The organism is Brachybacterium sp. p3-SID957, from assembly GCF_025144775.1.
In the GTDB taxonomy this organism is placed as follows: Bacteria; Actinomycetota; Actinomycetes; order Actinomycetales; family Dermabacteraceae; genus Brachybacterium; species Brachybacterium epidermidis.
Window position 1 is genome coordinate 1 of record NZ_JALXKT010000004.1, and the last position, 18,361, is coordinate 18,361.

The following is an 18,361-nucleotide window of genomic DNA, read 5'->3' on the forward strand; positions in this document are numbered from 1 at the left end:
TAAGAGCTCAGCCCACGGCGTCGGGCACGGGGGTGGCCGCTTCGATCCACCAGGAGCTGCCGTCCCAGCGCAGCTGCAGGTGCACGGTGGCGCGCTCGGTGGCAGGGATGCGACGGGTGGTGCCGTCCTGGCCGACGGTGGTGAGCTCAGCGGTGGAGGTCTCGAGGCCGAGCACAGCGGTGCCCTCCGTGGCGGAGTGCTCGACCAGGCCGGCCCCGTGGATGCGAGGCTCGCCCCCGCTGACGGTGACGGGCGCATACGCGGCGCGCACCGCATCGTCCTGCTCCTGGGCGGGACTGCCCTGCGCAGCCACAGGCGTCTCGCTCTCGCCCGTGACGTAGAGGTGGCGCGCAGCCGCCAGCTCAGCGGCCAGGGCGCCCGGATCCTCGATCACCGGCCCGTTCCTGCGCGCGGGCGCATCAGGCGACCCGGGGGGAACGTTGTCGTCCTGGGACACCGGTGCTTCCGGATCGGGTGCGGCCGCGGCCGGCCCCCGATGCGCGCTCGGCGGCGGGGCCCCCGCATCGGGCCGCTGCAGAGCCCAGCCGCCGATGCCCAGCACCAGGCCCGCCAGGACCACGGTGGCCGTGGTGAGCAGCAGCTCGCCCCGCGGCCGGATCCGCATGGCGCCCTGGCGCCGGCGCGCCTGGACCCGCCGGGGAGCCGGCAGCGGATCGGGGGCGAGCGCTGCGCCCCCGGCCCCCTCAGCGAGGTCCGGTGGGTCCTGCGGATCGCGGACCGGTTGCGCGGAAATCAGCTGCGGTCCTGGACCGTGCTGGTCGATGCGACGACGCAGGGTGCGGTCCTGGTCATGGAGCACGGAATCCACCCATATCCGGTCATCCAGCCGGGCCATGGAGGTGGGCTCCTCCCTCAGCCCGCTCAGGTCCCGCACGGTCACGCTGCCGTCGGCACGCGCAGCCAGGCCATGCCCCGGGCTCGCCCCCAGCACCCACCCCCGATCGTGCAGGGCAGTGACCAGGGCGTCGAGGTCCTCACGGGCCCGGGCCAGGTACTGGCGCTCCTGCGTTCCGGGGGCCGTCTCCAGGGCCCTGCGACGGGCCTGCGCTGCCCGCGGACCATCCGCGCTCCCGGGCCCGACGGGATTCCCGGCTTCGCGCAGATAGCCGTCGTCCTCAATCTCCAGCACCGCCGGCGCCGCGCGCACCCCGGCCACCTCGAGCGAGGCCAGCAGCTGCAGTTCGGCACGCACCAGCTGCTCCCCCAATCCGGTGAGCGCCCGCACCCGCACCACCTCGGCACCCCCCGCTGCGAGGAGCAGGTCCTCACGGTCTGCGGTGGCCACCAGGATGGTTCCCTCCGTCATGTCCATGCCCGCAGTGAAGCGCACAACGGCGGGTCCCGGCCCCGGTCATCCACAACGCGCAGGTAGCACCGGGCGTACCCTTGGCCTGTGCTCGATGTGATCCGTCTCGGCTTCAGCGAACCTCTTCCCGGCGGGGACCGCCACGAGGAGTTCTCCCTTCCTCCGGGGCCCGTGGAGTACATGGCCGCCTGGGACCTCCAGCGGCGCATCCACGCCCAGGTGGTCGCCGGTGATCGTCCGAACACGCTCCTGCTGCTCGAGCACCAGCCGGTGTACACCGCGGGCAAGCTCACCGCCCTGCACGAGCGCCCCAGGGACGGGGCGCCGGTGGTGGACATCGACCGGGGAGGGAAGATCACCTGGCACGGACCCCAGCAGCTCGTCGGGTACCCGATCGTGGCTCTGCCCGCGCCGATCGACGTGGTGGGCTTCGTGCGCGCCCTCGAGCATTCGCTGATCGAGGTGTGCGCGAGCGTCGGCGTCCAGGGCACCACGGTGGACGGGCGCAGCGGTGTCTGGATGCGGGACGGGGCCGGGGAGCGCAAGCTCGCCGCCATCGGCCTGCGCGTGTCGAAACGCGCCACGATGCACGGCTTCGCGCTGAACTGCGACAACGATCTCACCTGGTCACGCAACGTGATCCCCTGCGGGATCGACGACGCGGGCGTGACCACCCTCAGCCGGGAGGCGGGACGGCGAATCCCCGTGGCCGCGGTGATCGACGCCGCCGAGGAGGCCATGCGCGCACTGGTGGCGCACCGCACCCTCGGCACCCCCGCCGCCGCCACTCGGACGCCGCCCCACCTCGATAGACTGCCAGGACTGTCGAGCAAGGAGGCATGCGCGTGACACTCGCTCCCGAAGGCCGTCGTCTTCTCCGTGTCGAAGCCCGCAACGCCGAGGTCCCGATCGAGCGCAAGCCGGGCTGGATCAAGACCCGCGCCGTGATGGGCCCGGAGTACAGCGCGATGAAGAAGCGCGTGCACGGCAAGGGCCTGCACACCGTGTGCGAGGAGGCAGGCTGTCCCAACATCTTCGAGTGCTGGGAGGACAGGGAGGCCACGTTCCTGATCGGCGGGGACACCTGCACGCGCCGCTGCGACTTCTGCGACATCGCCACCGGCAAGCCCAACCCCGTGGACCCGATGGAGCCGATGAAGGTGGCCCAGTCCGTCAAGGAGATGGGCCTGCGCTACTCCACCATCACCGGCGTGGCGCGCGATGACCTGCCCGACGGCGCCGCCGGGCTGTTCGCCGAGACCTGCCGCCAGATCCACGCGGTGAACCCCGGCACCGGGGTGGAGCTGCTGATCGATGACATCAAGGGCGATCCCGGCGCCCTGCAGCAGGTGTTCGACTCCCGGCCGGAGGTGTTCGCCCACAACCTGGAGACCGTGCCGCGGATCTTCAAGCGGATCCGCCCCGCATTCCGCTACGAGCGCTCCCTGGACGTGATCACCCAGGCCAAGGACGCCGGCATGATCACCAAGTCCAACCTGATCCTGGGCATGGGCGAGACCAGTGAGGAGATCCTCGACGCCCTGCACGCCCTGCACGAATCCGGCTGCGACATCATCACCATCACCCAGTACCTGCGGCCCTCCAAGCTTCACCACCCGATCGACCGCTGGGTCAAGCCCGAGGAGTTCCTCGAGCTTTCCGAGGCCGCCTACGAGATGGGCTTCCTGGGCGTGATGGCCGGCCCCATGGTGCGCTCCTCGTACCGCGCCGGCCGGCTCTGGGCCCAGGCCATGAAGAAGCTGGGCCGGCCCATCCCCGAACAGCTCCAGCACCTCGACCAGCAGACCCCCGCCCATCAGGAGGCCGCGAGCGTCGTGGCCCGCAGCCAGGCAGCCGCGAGCTGACCACACGCACCCGGAAGGACCCCCAGACCCCCATGGCCCGCAAGAGCGAGACCACCTCGACCCGCGCGAAGGACGCCCCCGCGCGCGACAAGCGAAACCCCGACGGCACCAAGAAGCCCGGCCGGATCAAGCAGATGGTCGAGGTGTACAAGTACACCCAGGAGATCGACCGCACCACCGCCCCGATGATGCTGGGCGCCCTGGCGATCGCGATCCTCCTGGGCGTGCTGATCAGCTGGCTGGTGTTCAACAGCCCGTGGTACGGCATCTTCATCGGCGTCGGCTTCGGTGTGCTGGCCGCGATGCTGATCCTGGCACGCAAGGCGGAGCGCGCCGCCTTCGCCCGCATCAAGGGCCAGCCCGGTGCGGCGCTGGCGGCGATGCAGTCGATCCGACGCGGCTGGAACGTGTACGAGGAGCCTGTGCAGGTTGATCCGCGCAGCCAGAAGATGGTGTTCCGGGCGGCCGGTCGTGCCGGCATCGCCCTGGTGGCGGAGGACGAGACCGGCCCGTCGATGAAACTGCTGGAGAAGGAGCGCCGCAGCATCCGCCGGGTGCTTCAGCACGAGGGCGTGCCGATCCACCAGATCATCGTGGGCGACGGCGAGGGCCAGGTGCCCCTGCACAAGCTCCCCACCCATATGACCCGCATGAAGCGCGTGCTCACCAAGGAGGAGTCCTCGCAGGTGAACAAGCGCCTGGCTGCGCTGCACCGCTCCATCCGCCAGTCCGTGCCCAAGGGTGTGGACCCGATGCGGGCCCGCCCCAACCGCAAGGCCATGCGCGGGCGCTGATCCTCTCTGCCACGGCCCCGTCGGCGCGTACCGCACGCGCTCGGCGGGGCCGTCGTCGTACCAGCGGCCGATGGGGGCGTCGTGGTGCCAGAGGCCGATGGGGCCTTGGTCGTGCCAGCGATCGAGGGGACTGTCGTCGTACCAGCAACCCATGGCGCCCTCGTGCTGTCGGGGACGCCGGCCCACTGGCCCTGATGCCCCTCGACCTGGGCGGCGTGATCCGCTCGTTATCTTCGTGACCCAACCGTTATCGGCGGTCCAAGCGCTCCGGAGACGCCCCGTGGGGGCCGGCCGCTGGAGGCTCGTCGTCTCAGGCGCGCACCACTGCGGTGCCGGCCAGCACGTCGTGGAGCGGCTGCCGGTCGCGGTTCCACACCACCGCGGTGACGACGGTGAGCATTGCCAGGGTGCGGGCCAGCGCCCGCACCACCATCGGCCAGCGACGCGCCACCGGCAGCACCCTCAGTCCCAGCGCGAACTGCGCTGGGGTGGCCCCGAAAACGCTCAGGAACAGCACGTTCATCCCGACGAACAGCAGCAGTGTGGCCAGCGGGTCGTACTGGAAGAAGACCATCGAGGTGACCACGCACAGGCCCCAGTCGATCAGCAGGGAGACGAACCGACGCCCCGTGCCGGCCACCGAGCCAGGGCCGGTCGCAGGCAGCCCGAGGGATGATCCGGGCACATAGTCGGGATCCTGGGGGGTGCCCTCGATCCAGGCGCCGAGGTCGTTGCGGTCGATCACGGGATCACCCTATCGGGGGGCCCTGAACGCGCCCGTCGCGCTGCTGCCGGCCCTCGGGTGCCTGTTCCCGGGGGTTCCGCCGTGACCGCCCCTAGACTTGATGCACCCGGGCGAGGACCCGGGAGCGGCCCGTGCTACAGCGGGGCGCGGCGACCGCCCCACGGGGTTCGAGACACCAGAGGACGCACCGCACGGTGCAGATGGAGGAGATGTGTTCAGCAATCCCAGCGAGGTCGTGAAGTACATCGAGGAGGAGGACGTCGAGTTCCTCGACATCCGCTTCTGCGACCTTCCCGGCGTCATGCAGCACTTCAACATCCCGGCCAGCACCTTCACGGAGGAGGCGACCGCGCAGGGTCAGCTCTTCGACGGCTCCTCGATCCGGGGCTTCCAGGCGATCCACGAGTCCGACATGAAGCTCATCCCGGACCTGGAGACGGCCTACCTGGACCCGTACCGGGAGCGCAAGACGCTCATCATGAACTTCTCGATCGTGGATCCGTTCACGGACGAGCCCTACTCCCGCGACCCCCGCACCGTCGCGGCGAAGGCCGAGGAGTACCTGAAGTCCACCGGCATCGCTGACACCGCCTTCTTCGCCGCCGAGGCCGAGTTCTACATCTTCGACGACGTCCGATTCAAGACCGGCGTCAACTCCGGCTTCTACTCGATCGACTCCGACGAGGCGGTGTGGAACACCGATCGCGACGAGTCCGAGTACGGCGGCAACCAGGGCTACAAGACCCGTCTCAAGGGCGGCTACTTCCCGGTCCCGCCGAACGACCAGATGGCCGATCTGCGCGATGAGATCTGCGCCGTGCTCGACGAGGTGGGTCTCTCGGTGGAGCGCGCGCACCACGAGGTGGGCACCGCCGGCCAGCAGGAGATCAACTACCGGTTCAACACGCTCCTGCAGGCCGCCGACGACGTCATGAAGTTCAAGTACATCGTGAAGAACACGGTGTGGGAGGCGGGGAAGACCGCCACCTTCATGCCCAAGCCCCTGTTCGGCGACAACGGTTCGGGCATGCACACCCACCAGTCCCTGTGGAAGGACGGCGAGCCGCTGTTCTACGACGAGCGCGGCTACGGCGGGCTCTCGGACATCGCCCGCTGGTACATCGGCGGCATCATCGAGCACGCGCCCTCGCTGGTGGCGTTCACCAACCCCACCGTGAACTCGTTCAAGCGCCTGGTGCCCGGCTTCGAGGCTCCGGTGAACATGGTGTACTCGGCCCGCAATCGTTCGGCGGCGATCCGGATCCCCGTCACCGGCACCTCCCCCAAGGCCAAGCGCATCGAGTTCCGTGCCCCGGACCCCTCGGCCAACCCGTACCTCTCCTTCGCGGCGCAGCTGATGGCCGGGATCGACGGCATCCGCAACCGCATCGAGCCGCCGGAGCCGATCGACAAGGACCTGTACGAGCTGCCGCCGGAGGAGCACAAGCTCATCAAGCAGCTGCCGGAGTCCCTGGGCGCTGCGCTGGACGCCCTGGAGGCGGATCACGACTACCTCACCGAGGGCGATGTGTTCCCGGAGGACCTGATCGAGACCTGGATCGAGCTCAAGCGCACCACTGAGATCGATCCGTTCCGCTTCCGTCCCCACCCGCACGAGTTCGAGCTCTACTACGACATCTGAGCCACTCGCACCCGGTGAGCGCCTGACCCGACCGGTCGCGCGCACTTCACGAGGGCCCGCCCCGCGCGTGACGGCACGTCCGTCCACGAGCGCGGCGGGCCCTCGACGTGCAGCACGGCTGCAGCCATGTACAAGCCGGGCGGTGTGCGGCATGCTGTCCAGCGCAGACCGCGGAGGGCGAGGAGCACCCCGGAGGCAACGATGACGAGGGACCAGCAGGCTGCCATGGATCGGCCTCCGCCCACGCACCGAGTGGCGGCCGCGCATCAGCCAGGGGCAACGGGTCCTCTGGACGGCCCGGCCTTGGCCTCCGTCCTCGAGCTCGCGCGGTCCGCGGCCCCCACCCTCACCGCGACGGATCTGGCCGATCAGGCGGGCTACAGCCCCTTCCACTTCTCGCGCCTGTTCACGGCACGGCTGGGGATCGGCCCGGGCCAGTACCTCACGGCGCTGCGGATCGATGCGGCCAAGCGGTTGCTGCTCGGCGACTCGGATCCCGTCGTGGACGTGGCCACGGCGGTGGGGTTCGACTCCCTGTCCAGTTTCAGCAGGCGCTTCAGGGAGACGGTGGGCGTGCCCCCGGGCCAGCTGCGCCGACTCGCCGATCGGGTGGCCGACCGTGAGCCCGCGCCCTTCGCGCTGCCCGGTGCGGATGCGCGGGCCGTCCGGGTGCGCCTGGACCTGCCGGCAGCGGTGGAGGAGCGTGGCGATGCCTTGGTGTGGGTGGGCTGGTACCCGCAGCCTGCTCCCATCGGTCTGCCGGCCGCCGGGATCCTGGTGCGGGGCGAGAGGAGGCTGAGTGTTCCTCTGTGCCCGGCAGCACCGTGGCTGCTCGGCTTCGCGATCCCCTCCCGTGCCGACGTCCTCTATCACCTCGCCCCCGAGCGTCCCGTCGTCGCCGCGCACCCGCTGCCGCTGCACGCCCCCGGCGACCTCACCCTGCACTTCAGCGACCGGGGTGGCCTCGGGGTGCCGCTGCTCTCGGCCCTGCCGAGCCTGTGCCGCGCATGAGGTCGGGCATGAGGTCGCGACCATGCGATCCGCACCCGGTTCGGTTCCGGTGCAGCGCAGGATCGGACAAACATGCGGGCCGTGCCCCGTCTACGGTCGAGACCGACGGAACCCACGCACCGGGCATCCCGGTCCCGCTCCTCTGGAGGAACCATGTCACGACCCACCGGCACCACCACCTGGCTCGACCTCGGCTCCACCGATCTCAGGGCAACCCAGGCCTTCTACACCGAGCTGTTCGGCTGGGAGTTCGAGGACGCGGGAGAGGCGTACCACCACTACCACACGGTCCGCAACGGCGGTGCCCTGGTGGCCGGGGCGATGGACGTCTCCGGCATGACCTGCCCGGACGGCCAGCCGCTGCTCAGCGAGTGGAGCGTGTTCCTGGCGGTCGACGACATCGACGCCCGGGTCGATCGCGCCCTCGCCGCTGGGGCTCACGTGATCGTGCCTGCCACCGATGCCGGGCAGGCCGGGCGCCAAGCCGTGCTCCTGGATCCCGCCGGAAACCCCGTCGGCCTGTGGCAGGCCGGTCAGACCGAGGGCTACGAGTTCACCGCCGCCCCCGGCTCGCCGGTGTGGTTCGAGGTGATGACGCACGACTTCGATGCCGCCGCCCGTTTCTACACCGAGGTGCTGGACGCCGAGCTGGTTCCGATGACCGAGGAGATGGAGGACGACTCCTTCCGCTACGTCACCAACGGTGCCCAGGACACGGCGACCTGGGGCCTGGGCGATGCCACGGGTGTGATGCCCGAGGGCGAGGGCGGCTGGCGGATCTACTTCGCGGTCGAGGCGTGCGATGCTGCTGTCGAGCGCATCCGGGAGCTCGGCGGATCGTTGCTGGACGGCCCGATCGACTCGCCGTTCGGACGGATCGCCACGGTCGCCGATCCCACCGGCGCCTCGTTCCAGATCTGCGCTATGCGCGAGAGCACCCCCGAGGGCAGCTGAAGCCGCTGTGCTCAGCTCCCGGCACGTGTCAGACCAGGCCGTCGAGCCCGTCCTTGGTGCGCAGCAGGGACAGCAGCAGTGACTTCGGGTCCTGCGCCTTCTGCAGGGCGCAGTCGTCGGGCTCGAAGGACCACGAGCGCCGCAGGGAGCGGAACACCTCGAACTCTGCGTCCCCGGTGCGCAGAGGCACCGCACTGTAGCCACCGCCCTCGGGCAGGTGCACGATGAACGCACCGGTCAGCTCCGGCATCTCGCGGGTGGTGCCGTCGTCGTCCAGCAGCTGCTCGGCGCGCACCACGGCGACCCCCTGCAGCGCGTAGTCGCCGCGCACCTTCTTGGAGGTCTTGATGTCAGCGCTCAGCAGCGACCCGCCCACCTTGACGATGGCATCGGTGGTCCCCGCATAGCCGACGGTGTGGTTGACGACCGTCTGCTCGACCTCGATGAACTCCGGCTGGAAGTCCTCCAGGAACGCGCCGTACCCGTCCAGGCGCTGGTCGGCCCGCCCCAGCAGGGAGTCCAGGTCCCGCTCGGCGGCGAAGGCTCCGGAGGCCTCCCGCTGTTGGGCGGCGACCTCCGTCATCGTCGCGCGGGACGGCCGGGAACCGCTGGTGCCCCACAGTTCGCACAGGGAGTGGACGAAGGTACCGAAGTCGGCTGCGCTGCGGGTGTACTCCTCGGCCGCAGCGGCGATGCGCTTCTGGGTGCCCCACCTGTCGCGGGAGACCCGAGCGATCTCGGCCGGGGCGCGATCGGGGTTGCGGTCCAGCCAGGCGTACATCTCCAACGCCCGCTTCGAGGCCATGGTGGCGTACCAGCCCTGCAGATGATCCTTGGCCCGCATCCCCGCCACCGTGGTGATCGAGGGGTACATCAGGGGCCCGTCGGGCTCGAGTCGGTACATGCGGCCGCGCGGCGTGTCGGCGCTGAGCTTAGGGCTGGTCATGGCTCCTCGGGCGGACGGATGCAACAAACGGGCGGGCTCTGACCGCGCACAGGCGGCGGGGACGCGCCCCAGGGTACGCCGTGACCGGGGCGTTCCGGCTCAGATGCCGAACACGACGCGCTCGACGATGTGGCGCGCACGACGGGTCTGACGCAGGTAGCGCTCCTCCAGCTCCGAGGCCGAGCCGGCGTCCCCGTCGATCAGGTGGGCCAGCGCCCGCAGCTCGATGCGGTCCGAGGGCAGCACCGCGCCCTCCCGGCCCTTCCACAGGAACAGTCCCCGGCGCACCTGCCAGGCCAGCATCCACGCGTCAGCGAGCTCGCGCACCTCCCGGTCGGACAGCAGTCCTGTCTCCGAGGCGGCGCGCAGCACCCCCAGGGTGTCGGTGCGGCGCAGCTGCTCGTGCTCACCTGCGTGCTCGAGGGCGAGCACCTGGGCGGTCCACTCCACGTCGGTCATCCCGCCTCGGCCCAGCTTCACGTGGCGGGAGGGATCCGCCCCGCGGGGGAGCCGTTCGGACTCGATCCGCGCCTTCATCCGGGAGATCTCCCGTCGCCGGGCGGGGTCGAGCCCGTCGGTCGGGTAGCGATGGCGATCCAGCTCCTCGGTGAGCTGCGCGGCCAGGGCTTCGGAGGCCACCACCGGGCGGGCACGCAGCAGGGCCTGCTTCTCCCAGGTGAGCGCGTCGCGCCGGTAGTACTCGGTCCAGCCCTCCAGGCTGCGCGCCAGCAGCCCGTTGCGCCCCTCGGGGCGCAGATCGGCGTTGACCTTCATGTCGGCGCCGGCTGCGGGGGCGTTGAGGATGTGCTGGACCTGGCTGGCGATCGCGACCGCGATCTGCCCTGTCTCCTCCCCCGCACCGCGGTCCACCGCGATGAACTGCACGTCCGCATCGGAGGAGTAGCCCATCTCGCGGGCCCCGAAGCTGCCCATCGCCAGGATCGCCATCTCCACGCCCAGCGCTCGGGCCGGGTCCGAGCGCCGCTCACGCAGTTCGTGCGCAGTGCTCTCGTCGACCTCGCCCTCCCCGCCGGGGTCGCCCTCGACATCGAGCGGATCCGTGCTCTCCCCAATCACCTCGCGCTCCTTGGCCACGGCGTGGTACGCCACCAGCAGGCCTGCCTCGAGCACGGCCTCGGCCAGGTCGGTGAGCGCACGGGCCACCTCCATCGGCTCGATCAGGCCCACCAGGTGTGCCAGTGCGATCCGCAGCAGCTCCCGCCGGCGCGTGCGGCGCAGCAGGTCCTGCGCCTCCTCCACCGACTGGACCCGGGTGATGACGGCCAGGAACTCCCGCCCCAGCACGTCCCGGTCCAGGGGGGTGAGATCCTCGTCCCTTGCCAGCCAGCGCACGGCCTCGGGGATCTGCTCGAGCTGCTCGCCGACGAAGCGGCTGCCGGCCAGCACGCGCGTCAGTCGCTTGGCGGCCACACCGGAGTCGCGCAGCAGGCCCAGGTACCAGTGCGCCGAACCGATCTCGTCCGAGAGCCGCCGGAAGGCCAGCAGCCCCAGGTCCGGATCGATGCCGCCGGCGAACCACTCGAGCATCGCCGGCAGCAGCTGCCGCTGGATCGAGGCACGGCGCGAGATCCCCTCGGTGAGGGCCTCGATATGGGCCAGGGCCCGGCCCGGGTCCCGGTAGCCGATGGCCGCCAGTCGGGCCTGCGCGTCCTCCGGGCTCAGCCGGATCTGCCCGTCGCTCAGCTGCGAGGCCGTCACCAGCAGGGGACGGTAGAAGATCTCCTCATGCAGCTGCCGCACCCGGCGCCGGGTGCGGTCGTAGCGCGCCGTGAACTCCTCGGCGCCGAGCCCCATCGTGCGTGCCAGGCGCCTGACATCACCCTCGGAGGTGGGCATCACCTGGGTGCGACGAAGTCGGTGCAGCTGCATGCGGTGCTCGATGCTGCGCAGGAAGCGGTAGGCCTCGTCCAGTTCGGCGACGTGGTCGCGGGAGATGTAGCCTCCCTCGCCGAGACGCGCCAGTGCCTCCAGGGTCGAGCGGGCGTGGATGTCGTCGTCCGTGCGGCCGTGGACCATCTGCAGCAGCTGGACCGTGAACTCGACGTCCCGCAGCCCTCCCGGGCCCAGCTTGATGTTCCGCTCGACCTCGGAGCGGGGGATGTGGGCGACCACGCGGCGGCGCATCGCCCGGGTGTCCTCCACGAAGCCGTCCCTCTGCGAGGCCTTCCACACCCAGGGCGCCACCATGGAGGCGAAGTCCTCCCCCAGTGCACGGTCGCCGGCGGCGGGCCTGGCCTTGAGCAGGGCCTGGAACTCCCAGGACTCCGCCCACTTGTCGTAATACTGGCGGTAGGAGTCCAGGGTGCGCACCAGGGGGCCGTCCTTGCCCTCGGGCCGCAGATTGGCGTCCACCTGCCACAGGGTGCCCTCGGCGGTGCGGTCCGAGCACACTCGCGCCAGTTCACGGGCCAGCGCGGAGCCGATGCGCACCAGCTCGTCCTCGTCCACGTCCTGATCGGCATCCGTGGCCGGGGCGATCACGTGCATGACGTCGACGTCCGAGATGTAGTTGAGCTCCCGTGCGCCCGTCTTGCCCATAGCGATCACCGTCCAGCGCACCGCCCGGTGCCCGTCGACGGCGGCCCGTGCCACCGCGACCCCGGCATCGAGCGCGGCATCGGCGAGGTCCGCGAGCGCTCGGGACACGGCAGGCTGCACCTGTGTGGCATCCTCCGCGCTGACATCGGCGGCCGCGATCTGCACCAGTCGCGCGTGGTAGGCGACGCGCAGGGCGTCCCGTGCCTCCCTCCCGGTCGCTCCTGCCACCGGGACGTCATCGCTCGGATCCGCCTGGACAGCGCGCAGCAGGTCCTCCCGCACCGATCCCACCGGGACCGCCAGGGCGTCCTGCCTCTCCTGCAGGAAGGCGAGCTGCTCGGGGTGCCGCGCCAGGAAGTCCCCCAGGGCGATCGAGGTGCCCAGCAGCGCCACCAGGCGCGTTCCGGGGCTGCCCGGCTCCCCCACCTGGCCGAGGAACTGCTGCATGAGCTGCTGGTGTCCTGACTTCTGTGCGGCCTCGGCCAGCCTGAGAAGTCCCAGTACGGCGTCGTCACCATCTGCCGTGGCGCCGATGGTCCCCGCCGCTCCCTCCGCGAGGCCCGATAGCGCGGGTTCGGACAGGAAGCGCTGGACCCGATCGGTGCGGCTGAATCCCAGTCGCGCCAGGGCGCCGGTGGTGGTGGGCGGCTCACTCATCGCTGCACCCGCTCAGATCCGTCCGAAGGTGGAGGCCAGCTCGTACTCGGTGACCTGCTCCCGGTAGCGGTGCCACTCGTTGCGCTTGTCCCGCAGGAAGAACTCGAAGACCTGCTCACCGAGGGTGCGCGCCATCAGCTCCGAGGACTCGAAGCTCTCCAGCGCCCGGAACAGGTCCGTGGGCAGCGGCTCGATCCCCATGGAGCGGCGCTCGTTCTCCGTCAGCTCCCACACTGCGTCCTCCGCACCCTCGGGCAGCTCGTACTTCCCCTCGATGCCGGCCATTCCCGCGGCCAGCAGCACCGCGAAGGCGAGGTAGGGATTAGTGGCGGAGTCGGCGCCGCGGAACTCCACCCGGGAGCTGGTGCCCTTGGTGGGCTTGTGGAAGGGGACGCGCACCAGGGCGGAGCGGTTGTTGTGCCCCCAGCACACGTAGCTCGGGGCCTCCTGCGCGCCCCACAGCCTCTTGTACGAGTTCACCCACTGGTTGGTGACCGCGCAGTACTCCGGGGCGTGCTTCAGCAGCCCCGCGATGAACTGCCGTCCCATGCGTGAGAGGCCGTACTCGGCACCGGGCTCGTGGAAGGCGTTCTTGCCGCCCTGGAACAGCGACAGGTGGGTGTGCATCCCCGAGCCGGGCTGGTCGATCATCGGCTTGGGCATGAAGGTGGCCACCTGTCCCATGGACAGGGCCACCTCCTTGACCACGGTGCGCAGGGTGACGATGTTGTCGGCGGTGGTCAGCGCGTCGGCATAGCGCAGGTCGATCTCGTTCTGCCCCGGCCCGTTCTCGTGGTGGGAGAACTCGACCTGGATGTTCATGGCCTCCAGGTTCTGGATCGCCGTGCGGCGGAAGTCCTGGCCCTGACCGCGGTGGACGTGGTCGAAGTAGCCGGCATTGTCGATGGGGCGCAGCTGGCTGCCCGGCTCGTAGGGCTCCTGGAACAGGTAGAACTCGATCTCGGGGTGCGCGTAGAGCTCCAGGCCCTGCTGCTCGGCGGAGCTCAGGGCCTCCTTCAGCACGCGACGCGGGTCCGAGGCGGCCGGCTCGCCGTCGGGAGTGAGCACGTCGCACATCATGCGCGCGGATGCATCGGAGTCACCCCGCCAGGCCAGCACCTCGAAGGTGCCCGGATCCGGGCGCAGGATCATGTCGGACTCGTAGCTGCGGGTGAGGCCCTCGATGGTGGAGCCGTCGATGCCGATGCCCTCGGTGAACGCGGTCTCCAGATCCGCCGGGGAGATCGCGATGGACTTCAGGGTGCCGGCGATGTCGCAGAACCACAGGCGGATGAAGCGCACGTCCCGCTCGGCGACCTGGCGGATGACGTCGTCGTGGAAGTGTTCCATGTCGCCAGTGTGCCGCACCGGGCCGGGATGCCGCTCGGATCCCGGCCCGGCGCGGACGCGGAGCTGCGGCAGGGCGCGTCAGGTTCGCTGTGGAACACGCTCCCCAGCGAGCCTCACAGCTCGATGTGGAAGTACCACTGCCCGTCGGTGTGCTCGACCATGGGCAGCGGGAAGGGTTCCCCGCCGATGATCACCGTGACGGTGCCGTCAGCGTTCTCCTCGGCCTGCAGCATCGACGGCTCGACGGCGTCGAAGGTGCCCGGCTGGATCGAGCCGTTCGCGCCGATCTCCGCCTCGAGGCTCTCGGCGCACTGCTGGAGGGTCTCGCCGGCGGGCGGTTCCCCGGTGGTCGGATCGAGGGTGAAGCCGCAGGCAGCCTCGTAGTCGCCGTCGTCGACGACCTGGAGGAACTCGACGAAGCGCTCCTTGGCGCCGTCCAGGTTCGCCTCGCCCGCGGTGTCTCCGCCGCCGTCGCTGGCTGCCGAGTCCTTTGAGGACTCCTCCGTCGTCTCCTCCCCGGTGGTCTCCACCTCGGCGGGCTGCTCCTGCTCCGCAGGCTGCTCCTCGGTGGTCGGCGCAGCAGGCTCCTCATCGCCGCTGCAGGCCGCAGCCCCCACGGCAAGGGCCAGGCCTCCCAGCCCGACGGCGGTGCCTCGGATCGCACGCTGTGCGACGCTGCGGATGGTTCCGCGCATGGTGCTCGACATCGGTCAGTCCCTCCCTCTGTACCGGGGCTCGCCCTTGCGGCCCCGTCGCCAGACTGCCACAGTCACGGGGTCCCGCATCGTCGCCGCCGCGCATCGGCCCGCGCCGACGGGGCTCGGGCACCGTGCTGGACGTAGGCTGGAGGTCCCCCGGCGCAGCGATCCGGCGACGCGCAGGGCCAGCAGATCAGTCCTCCGATCCCCCAGGAGCTCCCCATGACCACCGCTTCCGGCAGCGGAACCGTCGGCCCCGCGAAAGTGCGCATCCGTCACCTGCAGGACGCCAAGGGGCGCGGCAGGCCCTTCACCATGCTCACCTCGTACGACCAGTTCACGGCGCAGGTGTTCGAAGCGGCAGGGATCGATGTGCTACTGGTGGGCGACTCCGTGGGCACCACCGTGCTGGGGCACGAGTCCACCACCGCCACCACGCACCAGGACATGGTCACGTTCACCGGCGCCGTGGCGCGCAGCGTGCATCGCCCCCTGATCGTCGCCGACCTCGCCTTCGGCACCTACCAGACGGGTCCGGCCGATGCTGTGCGGCACGGCGTGGATCTGGTCCGCGCGGGCGCGGAGATGGTCAAGCTCGAGGGCGGGCAGGCCTTCACCGAGCACGTGCGGGCACTGGTGGACTGCGGGATCCCTGTGATGGGGCACCTCGGCTTCACCCCGCAGTCGGTCAATGCGCTCTCGGGGCACCGGGTGCAGGGGCGCGATCAGGCCGCTGCGGACAGCCTCGCCGAGGACGCCCTGGCCCTGCAGGAGGCGGGCGCTTCGGCGATCGTGCTCGAGCTCGTGCCCGCTGCCGTCTCCGCCCGGATCACCGAGGTGCTCGCCGTGCCCACGATCGGCATCGGTGCCGGGCCGGACTGCGACGGCCAGGTCCTGGTGTGGCAGGACATGGCGGGGCTGTCGGGCTTCGAGGGACGCTTCGTGAAGAGGTTCGCGAACCTGCGGGCGGAGCTGCAGCGTGCAGCGGCGGAGTACCGCGAGGAGGTCACCTCCCGCTCGTACCCCGCCGCGGAGCACTCGTTCGAGTGAGGGGCGCACACCCCGCTGGACAGAGGCGTCAGCGCGCCTCCGGGCTCACGCCCTCGGCAGGGGGCTCGCCCCACTCCTCCCACTTCTCGTCCTCGTCCTCCCACTTCTCGTTGCGCGCGGCGGCGCTGTCGAGTGCGCGCTGCGCCTCCTCACGGGATGCGTAGGGGCCCATCAGCTCGCTGCCGTGCGACTGCCGACCCTCCTCCACGGTGCCGTTGGTGAGGTTGTAGTAGTACTCGGCGGATCCGGCCACGGCGGACTCCTCTCCTCGTCGGTGAGAGACTTGCACCCATGACTGTAGAGCAGGGTTGGATCCGTCCCGAAGGCCGCGCCCCACTGGTGCCCGGCACCATCGGCCCCCGTCGAGCCGTTCCGGCATGCATCGAGAGGCCGGAGTACGTCGACAAGGACGAGGCGGTCTCGGACTCCGGCCCGAAGGTGCAGAGCGCCGATGTGATCGAGCGGATGCGAGAGGCGTCCCGGATCGCGGCCCTCGCGCTGCAGGCCGCCGGCGAAGCCGCCTCCCCCGGGATCACGACCGACGCGATCGACGCTGTCGTGCACGACGTGCTCGTCACGGAGGGTGCCTACCCCTCGACGCTGGGCTACCTGGGCTTCGAGAAGTCCTGCTGCACCAGTCTCAACGAGGTGATCTGCCACGGCATCCCTGACTCCACCGTGATGCAGGACGGGGACATCCTCAACGTGGACGTCACCGCCTACATCCACGGCGTGCACGGCGACACCAACGCCACCTTCCTGGTGGGAGACGTGGATCCGCGCATCGAGGAGCTCGTCGAGCGCAGCCACGAGGCGATGATGCGCGGCATCCGGGCGGCGAAGATCGGTCGGCAGGTCAACGTGATCGGACGGGTGATCGAGAAGTACGTGGGCCGCTTCGGCTACGAGTCGGTGCGTGACTTCACAGGCCACGGCGTGGCCGAGGGTTTCCACAACGGCCTGGTGATCCCCCACTACGACTCCGCGCCCATGTTCGACGACGAGATCGCCGAGGGCATGACCTTCACGGTGGAGCCCATGGTGACCATCGGTGCGCAGGAGTGGGAGCAGTGGGACGACGGCTGGACCGTGGTGACCAAGGACCGCTCCTTCACCGCCCAGTTCGAGCACACCCTGGTGATGACCGCCGAGGGTCCGGAACTGCTGACCGTGGTGTGAGCTTCTGCCACACTGGGGCGATCGCACGTTCGGCACGGCCGCGCACTCGCAGGCTCGTGCACCGCATCGAGGAGAGAACATGAGCAGCACGACGGCCTTCGGCATCGATATCGGCGGCAGCGGGATCAAGGGCGCGCCCGTGGACCTGAAGGCTGGTGAGCTGGCCACGGACCGCCTGCGGATCCCCACCCCGCAGCCGTCCACACCGGATGCCGTGGCCGAGACGGTGCGCGAGCTGATCGAGTCCTTCGACATCGCCGCGGGGGTGCCGGTGGGCGTGACCTTCCCCGCCGTGATCCAGCACGGTGTGGCCAAGACGGCCGCCAACGTGGACGACGCCTGGATCGGCACGGACGTGGACGCCCTGTTCACGGAGCGAACCGGCCATGACGTGTTCGTGGTCAACGATGCCGACGCGGCGGGCATCGCCGAGATGGAGTTCGGTGCCGGCAGGGATGCCAAGGGTGTGGTGCTGATGACCACGCTGGGCACCGGGGTGGGCACGGCGCTGTTCGTGGACGGTCATCTGGTGCCCAACACCGAGCTGGGCCACATCCCCCTCCACGGTGATTCCGCGGAGAAGTACATGGCCGAATCGGTGCGGGAGCGCGAGGAGCTGGACTGGTCGCAGTGGGCCGAGCGCCTCCAGGAGTACTACTCGCTGATCGAGTTCCTGTTCAACCCCGACCTGATCATCGTCGGCGGCGGGGTCTCCAAGCATCACAAGAAGTACCTGCCCGAGCTCGACCTGCGGGCCCCGATCGTGCCTGCCGAGCTGCGCAACGAGGCCGGCATCATCGGTGCCGCCGTCCTGGCACGCCACGCGGAGGACGAGACCCGTGCTGCCGCCGGCGGGAACGGCCGGAAGAAGACCGGTCTCGCTGCTGACAAGGCCCAGGCGAAGCTCGAGAAGTCCGCGAAGAAGGGCGACAAGAAGGCCGACAAGAAGGCCAGGAAGAGCGACAAGAAGGCGGAGAAGAAAACGGAGAAGAACTCCGCCAAGAAATCCACCTCGAAGGACTGACACCGCACGCCCGTCATCCACGACGGACCTCGGCCCAGCCGCGCTCCTTCGTCGTGCATCCGGGAGCCGCGGTGTGGACGAGCAGCGATCGCGGGAGAACCGCAGCCGGACTGCGACCACATCGAACGCACGGGATGCCGGGAGCGGACCAGTCGGCCTGTAAGCCGGGTTCTGTGATCGGCAGTCATCCATCTCGGATCGCCGTTGCCGACGACCTCCAGCGGTCTACCCGGGAACTCGGGCCGGCGCCCTCAGCGTTCCCTGTCTGACCTTGCTCCCGGTGGGGTTTGCCGTGCCGTCCTCGTCACCGAGGCCGCGGTGGTCTCTTACACCACCCTTTCACCCTTACCGCGCCGCCGAGGCGGCTGCGGCGGTCTGCTCTCTGTGGCACTGTCCCGCGGATCGCTCCGGGTGGGCGTTACCCACCACCGTGCCGGTTGGAGCCCGGACTTTCCTCGGCCCCGGTGCGTGCACCGGGGACGCGACTGCCCGGCCGACTGGTCCGCGCACGATTCTACGCGGGGCCTGCTCCTGCGCCCTCCTGGACGTGCGGCAGCTCT

General features: G+C 70.2%; 16 protein-coding genes and 1 other RNA gene. 9 read left to right on the forward strand and 8 right to left on the reverse strand.

The window, feature by feature from the left end; genetic code table 11:
• Positions 1-7: 7 nt before the first annotated feature.
• A complete protein-coding gene (locus M3B01_RS01240; RefSeq protein WP_259789051.1) occupies positions 8-1,333 on the reverse strand; it encodes a hypothetical protein in 1,326 nt (441 codons plus the stop codon).
• Between the two features lie 81 nt (positions 1,334-1,414).
• Between M3B01_RS01240 and lipB the strand changes: the two genes are divergently transcribed.
• Genes lipB through M3B01_RS01255 form a run of 3 tightly spaced genes read left to right on the forward strand, consistent with a single transcriptional unit; the run spans position 1,415 to position 3,986 of the window.
• A complete protein-coding gene (lipB, locus tag M3B01_RS01245; RefSeq protein ID WP_259789052.1) occupies positions 1,415-2,176 on the forward strand; it encodes a lipoyl(octanoyl) transferase LipB in 762 nt (253 codons plus the stop codon).
• Entirely contained in the window at positions 2,173-3,192 is a 1,020-nt protein-coding gene (gene lipA / locus M3B01_RS01250) for a lipoyl synthase (protein ID WP_259789130.1), read from the forward strand. Before lipB ends, lipA begins: the two co-directional genes overlap by 4 nt.
• A 32-nt stretch (positions 3,193-3,224) precedes the next feature.
• Positions 3,225-3,986, forward strand: coding sequence for a DUF4191 domain-containing protein (locus M3B01_RS01255; protein WP_259789054.1), 762 nt, complete (start codon positions 3,225-3,227; stop codon positions 3,984-3,986).
• A 310-nt stretch (positions 3,987-4,296) separates the two neighbouring features.
• Here M3B01_RS01255 and M3B01_RS01260 read toward each other — a convergent pair whose 3' ends face one another.
• Positions 4,297-4,731 (reverse strand): RDD family protein, encoded by a 435-nt coding sequence (locus tag M3B01_RS01260; RefSeq protein ID WP_193865875.1) that lies wholly within the window; start codon positions 4,729-4,731, stop codon positions 4,297-4,299.
• A gap of 211 nt (positions 4,732-4,942) precedes the next feature.
• Here M3B01_RS01260 and glnA point away from each other — a divergent pair, with 211 nt between their 5' ends.
• The 3 genes from glnA to M3B01_RS01275 all read left to right on the forward strand — a co-directional run bounded on the left by glnA (position 4,943) and on the right by M3B01_RS01275 (position 8,338).
• Positions 4,943-6,373 carry a type I glutamate--ammonia ligase gene (gene glnA / locus M3B01_RS01265; protein ID WP_259789055.1) on the forward strand — a complete coding sequence of 477 codons (1,431 nt, stop codon included), beginning with the start codon at positions 4,943-4,945 and terminating at the stop codon, positions 6,371-6,373.
• Between the two features lie 303 nt (positions 6,374-6,676).
• Complete coding sequence (locus M3B01_RS01270) at positions 6,677-7,384, forward strand: helix-turn-helix transcriptional regulator (protein WP_259789056.1); 708 nt, start codon at positions 6,677-6,679, stop codon at positions 7,382-7,384.
• A 153-nt stretch (positions 7,385-7,537) separates the two neighbouring features.
• Positions 7,538-8,338: a VOC family protein gene (locus M3B01_RS01275; protein ID WP_259789057.1), complete on the forward strand. Its 801-nt coding sequence runs from the start codon at positions 7,538-7,540 to the stop codon at positions 8,336-8,338.
• Positions 8,339-8,366: 28 nt separating this feature from the next.
• Here the strand turns inward: M3B01_RS01275 and M3B01_RS01280 are convergent, their stop codons facing one another.
• From M3B01_RS01280 to M3B01_RS01295, 4 genes are all read right to left on the reverse strand, one after another.
• A complete protein-coding gene (locus tag M3B01_RS01280; protein ID WP_259789058.1) occupies positions 8,367-9,284 on the reverse strand; it encodes a PD-(D/E)XK nuclease family protein in 918 nt (305 codons plus the stop codon).
• A gap of 99 nt (positions 9,285-9,383) precedes the next feature.
• Entirely contained in the window at positions 9,384-12,500 is a 3,117-nt protein-coding gene (locus tag M3B01_RS01285) for a bifunctional [glutamine synthetase] adenylyltransferase/[glutamine synthetase]-adenylyl-L-tyrosine phosphorylase (protein WP_259789059.1), read from the reverse strand.
• Positions 12,501-12,512: 12 nt separating this feature from the next.
• Positions 12,513-13,850, reverse strand: a complete 1,338-nt coding sequence (locus M3B01_RS01290; protein WP_259789060.1) for a glutamine synthetase family protein — start codon at positions 13,848-13,850, stop codon at positions 12,513-12,515.
• A gap of 113 nt (positions 13,851-13,963) precedes the next feature.
• On the reverse strand, positions 13,964-14,557 hold the full coding sequence (locus M3B01_RS01295) for a hypothetical protein (RefSeq protein ID WP_259789061.1): 594 nt from the start codon (positions 14,555-14,557) through the stop codon (positions 13,964-13,966).
• 213 nt (positions 14,558-14,770) lie between these two features.
• On the opposite strand from M3B01_RS01295, the gene panB reads away from it, so the two are divergent.
• On the forward strand, positions 14,771-15,598 hold the full coding sequence (gene panB, locus M3B01_RS01300) for a 3-methyl-2-oxobutanoate hydroxymethyltransferase (protein WP_259789062.1): 828 nt from the start codon (positions 14,771-14,773) through the stop codon (positions 15,596-15,598).
• Positions 15,599-15,626: 28 nt separating this feature from the next.
• Here panB and M3B01_RS01305 read toward each other — a convergent pair whose 3' ends face one another.
• The gene (locus M3B01_RS01305) at positions 15,627-15,851 is read right to left on the reverse strand and encodes an SPOR domain-containing protein (RefSeq protein ID WP_259789063.1); all 225 of its coding nucleotides are present in this window, start codon (positions 15,849-15,851) and stop codon (positions 15,627-15,629) included.
• A 38-nt stretch (positions 15,852-15,889) separates the two neighbouring features.
• On the opposite strand from M3B01_RS01305, the gene map reads away from it, so the two are divergent.
• Both map and ppgK read left to right on the forward strand, forming a co-directional pair.
• Positions 15,890-16,777, forward strand: coding sequence for a type I methionyl aminopeptidase (map, locus tag M3B01_RS01310; protein WP_259789064.1), 888 nt, complete (start codon positions 15,890-15,892; stop codon positions 16,775-16,777).
• 79 nt (positions 16,778-16,856) lie between these two features.
• A complete protein-coding gene (gene ppgK, locus M3B01_RS01315; RefSeq protein ID WP_311203187.1) occupies positions 16,857-17,801 on the forward strand; it encodes a polyphosphate--glucose phosphotransferase in 945 nt (314 codons plus the stop codon).
• Between the two features lie 144 nt (positions 17,802-17,945).
• Here the strand turns inward: ppgK and rnpB are convergent.
• Positions 17,946-18,302, reverse strand: an RNA gene (rnpB, locus tag M3B01_RS01320) — RNase P RNA component class A.
• Positions 18,303-18,361 lie beyond the last annotated feature (59 nt).